This window comes from Moorella naiadis (nom. illeg.) (genome assembly GCF_051020825.1).
Lineage (GTDB): Bacteria > Bacillota > DSM-521 > Neomoorellales > Neomoorellaceae > Neomoorella > Neomoorella naiadis.
Genome location: NZ_JAXGFQ010000056.1, coordinates 1 through 4,599, shown reverse-complemented (window position 1 = coordinate 4,599; position 4,599 = coordinate 1). Strand labels below are relative to the sequence as shown.

The 4,599-nt window shown below is 50.4% G+C and carries 5 protein-coding genes; 4 read left to right on the top strand and 1 reads right to left on the bottom strand.

The window, feature by feature from the left end:
- Positions 1-48: 48 nt before the first annotated feature.
- A complete protein-coding gene (locus SDD30_RS17030; RefSeq protein WP_434076128.1) occupies positions 49-681 on the top strand; it encodes an Rpn family recombination-promoting nuclease/putative transposase in 633 nt (210 codons plus the stop codon).
- Positions 682-969: 288 nt separating this feature from the next.
- Here SDD30_RS17030 and SDD30_RS17025 read toward each other — a convergent pair whose 3' ends face one another.
- Positions 970-1,893, bottom strand: coding sequence for a hypothetical protein (locus tag SDD30_RS17025; RefSeq protein WP_434076127.1), 924 nt, complete (start codon positions 1,891-1,893; stop codon positions 970-972).
- Positions 1,894-2,045: 152 nt separating this feature from the next.
- Between SDD30_RS17025 and SDD30_RS17020 the strand changes: the two genes are divergently transcribed.
- The 3 genes from SDD30_RS17020 to SDD30_RS17010 form a co-directional block, all read left to right on the top strand.
- Positions 2,046-2,405 (top strand): transposase, encoded by a 360-nt coding sequence (locus SDD30_RS17020; RefSeq protein ID WP_434076126.1) that lies wholly within the window; start codon positions 2,046-2,048, stop codon positions 2,403-2,405.
- Between the two features lie 7 nt (positions 2,406-2,412).
- The gene (locus tag SDD30_RS17015; protein ID WP_434076125.1) at positions 2,413-3,507 is read left to right on the top strand and encodes a transposase; all 1,095 of its coding nucleotides are present in this window, start codon (positions 2,413-2,415) and stop codon (positions 3,505-3,507) included.
- Between the two features lie 74 nt (positions 3,508-3,581).
- Positions 3,582-4,599 (top strand): restriction endonuclease subunit S (locus SDD30_RS17010; protein ID WP_434076124.1); only part of this gene is annotated, 1,018 nt, incomplete at its 3' end.

Here is a 4,599-nt window from a genome sequence, read left to right as displayed (position 1 = left end):
CTGATACCTTTTCGGCTTTTGCTTTACATGGTCGAGGTCTAGCGGGAAATCTACAACAACACCCCGCAGCACGAGCGGGAGAGCAAGTATTTCCGCCTGCCACCCATCGTCCCGGCGGTGCTCTACAACGGGGCTAACAACTGGACAGTAGCCAGCACTTTCAAAGAAATGCTAGATAGTTACCAGGATTTCAGCGAGCATCTCCTGGACTTTCGCTACTTGCTGTTTGATGTCAACCGTTACAGCGAAGAAGAGCTTATCAAGGCGGCCAATCTGATCGCTGGGGTCTTCCTTTTGGACCAGAAGATGCAGCCAGAAGACCTGGCTATACGGCTACAGAAACTGGCAGGGGTCTTAAAGCACCTCACGCATGATGAGTTCCGCCATTTCACGACCTGGCTAAAGAACGTCGTCAAGCCCAGAATGCCTGAAGATTTTAGGGAAAAGGTTGACCGCATCCTGGACGCAAGCAATCCATGGGAGGTGGAACGGATGATTTACAACCTAGAAATAACCCTGGAAGAGATGCAGCAGCAGGCCTTATTAAAAGGCAAGATGGAAGGTAAGATGGAAGTAGCGAAAAACATGTTGTTGCTGGGCATAGAAATGGAGACGATTGCCCGCGCAACAGGGCTTGCTCCGGACGAGATCGCTACGCTTAAAAAGCAGATGGAGCAGTGATTTTTGCTGCCCATATAGGCCCTCCTCCCTTGGGTGGGCCTTATCCTTCCCGTATGCATTCTGCAGCGTTAATCTTATCCCTGCCATGACCCGGAATAAATACACGGCTATCATTACCAAGGCCACGGGGCTTACCCTGGAAGAGCTAAACGCCTTGAGAAGACAACTGGAACATTGAACTTGCCCTGGGTTTTGGCTATTTTAACCGCGCTTCTTCCATTGAAGTTTAAAAAAGGGATAGGCATTGGCCTATCCCCTTCCTGCATGCTTAGTTATATCTATATATCATTAGCGTATATGTTTCTTCATCATTTCTTCAAGCATGTCTTCATCTTTTGCATCGATTTCATGCTTATAATATACAGCTACATCGCCGATTAATTCCCACTCCTCAACATGGCTTACAGTAGCCTCTGGCTTTAAAAGAGTCAAAGGTGATAAACTTTCCATTTCCAGTATATAGTTATTCATATAGGTTTCGTAGGAAACACCATAATCAGGGTATCTAGCATCAACCTGGTGGTTGAAACGCTTGATAAACAAGTTTCCATGGTTTAAGTAAGCAGCCCAGCCATCTTGATTGGCAATACCAAACTTAAAAGGATTACTTATCTCAGGGTCTTGCTTTATCAAAATATATCTTTCTCCCCAGTAAACCCGCGGGTCGTTCATTCTGGAATAAAGCCAGAGAGCGATGACGCGATTGGGCAAGAGACCCGTATCCTGCCGCGGCTGGGGTACAATTTCGAAGCCACCGGGAGCCATCACCGTCAGAACCCAGGCCGCCAGTTCAACCGGCCATGCGTTTTTGTTGGTAAGATGATGGACAATCTTTACCTTGCTTGAAGCTTCCGCCAGGGTAATTTCCATCTCTTTCTTGATCTGTACCCACGACTCGACCTTTTGTGAAACCTTAACCCCACCTTCTACCTCCGACCACCCCACAGGCCCATTGTCGGGGGAGTAAATGCGCGGGTAAACTTCTGGGCTGTGCCACAGGCGATGGCCACCCATGAGTCGCCATTCCTCTTTTCCTACGGGCATGGTAATGGGCGCTTCCTCGCAAAACTCATTTACATTACCAGTAAAACCATAACGGACCACGCGAGGTCCAGTATCAATAGTAATTATAAGATTTACGATACCGTTGGTAAGCTCAAGACACTTGCCGTATTTTTTATGCTTCATTTCTTTAACATCAATACGAGACATTATTAAGGCCCTCCTGATTGGTTATACCATTATAGACTTATAGACCATTATAATAGAAGCGTTGTGAAAAACTCATTCTAATTGGCAGGTATTTGGCAACCAACATCGAATCCTTATTAGTAATAACATCTACTTTTCAGGAGAGGATTCCGTTGTTGGGAAGCAAGGAAAACCTGCGGCGGCAAATAGCTATCCAGGTTATCGATATTGAAAGCCTGATCCCAGATGATTACTACCTCCGCCGTATTGATGCAGCAATTGATTTTTCGTTCATCCGCGCCAGGGTAGCCCATTTATACTCCCGTACCGGGCGGCCATCGATAGACCCGGAAATGGCTTTTCGCCTCATTACCCTGTCATACCTGCTGGGTATTTCCGAGAACCGCCTGTTCACGGAATTACCCCTGCATGCCGACTATCTATGGTTCTGCGGCCTGGACTTCAACAGTCCTCTACCCGATCGAACCACCCTGATCAAGGCCAGAAAGCTCTGGCGTAAACGGTTTATTTGAGGTGATCATGCGTGAGATAGTGCGACAATGCGTTGCAGCCGGCTTGGTGAAAGGCGACGTGTTGGCCGCCGATGGCACCATTGTTAAAGCGCGGGCAGCGATAAAAAGCCTGGAAGCGTTCACCCCCCAACCGCTGGATAAATACCTTGAAGAACTCAAAAAACAAGATGAGAAAGATCTGGAAGCTATCACAAAATCAGAGGACGAAAGCGAACCCCCAAGTGGCGGGGAACCCCCGGTAAGGGGCCAGGGGCAAAGTGATAAAAAGCCAGAAGGCCAAGTTTTACAAGACGTTAAAGCTTCCCGGGATCTTTCCGGGAGGAAAGCAGGCGACCCGGATTTTCATGGGGAGAAGTTCAGCAACGCCACTCATCGTTCCACTACTGACCCCGAGGCCCGGCTCTTCCGCAAAGGTCCTGGTAAGGAAGCGAAACTCAGCTATTTAGCCCATAACCTGCTCGATGTTCGCTCGTGTGTTGTCGTCGACGCCATGGCCACACTGGCCAATGGAGCATTGGAACGGGCAGCCGCCCTGGAAATGCTGAAAAAAGCCAGTCCCCTTTTACCACCTTTATCCCCGGAAGAAGAAAAACGCTTCTTCCGGGGTGAGGGCAATTACACCGAGGGAGATTTCCTGGCGGAAGTGATCGCATTAGGCTATCAGCCCCTGGTACCCATGGGAGACGTACGGTTGGAGCCGTTACCGACCTGGAAACGCCGGACTTATCACCTTTTAACGTATAGCAAGCGGAAAGAACGTATCCGGATAACCAGGGCCAGAAACCTGGCCCGAACGTTGAAGCAAAGCGGTGAATACCGCCGTACCTATCGTTACCGGATCCGTATCGAGCACACCTTTGCGGATGCCAAAGAACATCATGGCCTGGGCCGGGCCAGGAGCTATGGCCCGGCTACGGTAGATGAACAGGTAAAGATGACGGCGGTGGCTCAGAATATAAAACGTCTGGCCACGTGGATTTGGCGTCGGAAAAAACGGGCAGCAAAGGTCATGGAAATGACTCGGGCTGCGGTAACCGCGCTGCAAGAAAGAGTGGCCCAACTTCAACAACTTTTATTTTACTGTGTTGTTGACTGCGGTTAATTGTAGTTTGAAGGATTTCTCACAGCACTTTTAGGGGAAGCGACCTTGCAAACTTGCAGGTACCTTGGTTTCCGGTGCCTGAGCAGCACGCCATTGCCCACATCCTGGGCATGCTGGACGACAAGATCGAACTTAACCAACGTATGAACGACACGCTGGAGGCGATCGCACGGGCTATCTTCAAGTCGTGGTTTGTGGACTTCGACCCGGTGATTGACAACGCCCTCAGGGCTGGCAAGCCGCTCCCGGATGAACTCGAGGAGAAAGCCGCCCGCCGACGCGAAGTTTTCGCCCGTGCCCGAGCCGAGGGCCGACTTGCCGGGTTGCCGGAGCATCTGGCAAGGTTGTTCCCCGATGAGTTCGAGGAGAGCGAGGTGGGATGGATACCTAAAGGGTGGAAGGTAGTAGACATTTACAGTGTGGCAGAAGTCATTTACGGTGCGCCGTTCAAGTCTGTGCTCTTCAACGACGATGGTGAAGGCCTCCCTATCATCAGAATTCGCGATCTCAGTACCTATGATCCAAAGGTTTACACAACTGAGAGACCCCCAAGGGCTTATCAAGTTGAACCAGGTGATGTGATTGTAGGGATGGACGGAGAGTTCCGCGCCCACCTCTGGCAAGGCCCACGCGCGTGGTTGAACCAGCGGTTGTGCTGCTTCAAGCCTAGGTCAGGGATTCCCCGAGCGTTCATCTACTTGAGCATAGAAGAGCCCTTACGGTTCTTTGAAGAAGCGAAGACGGGGACGACCGTAATCCACCTTGGAAAGGCGGATATTGACACATTCTGTGTCCTCTTGCCACCGACAGATACGCTAACCTTATTTGGAACACAGGTTGAACCGCTCTATTCACGCATCATGTCCAATGCAGCGCAATCCCGCTCCCTCGCAGCGCTACGCGATGCCCTGTTGCCCAAACTTATTTCCGGCAAACTGTGGGTGAAAGACGCAGAGCGGATTGTGGAGAGCGGATTGTGGAGGGAACGATATGAACGGCTGGCGGGCGGATATTACGTAAGCGTCAAACTCAACCCACCTGGAACCATAACAAGATTTATAGGAAAATCTCCCTCAAGAACACCAACGGAGG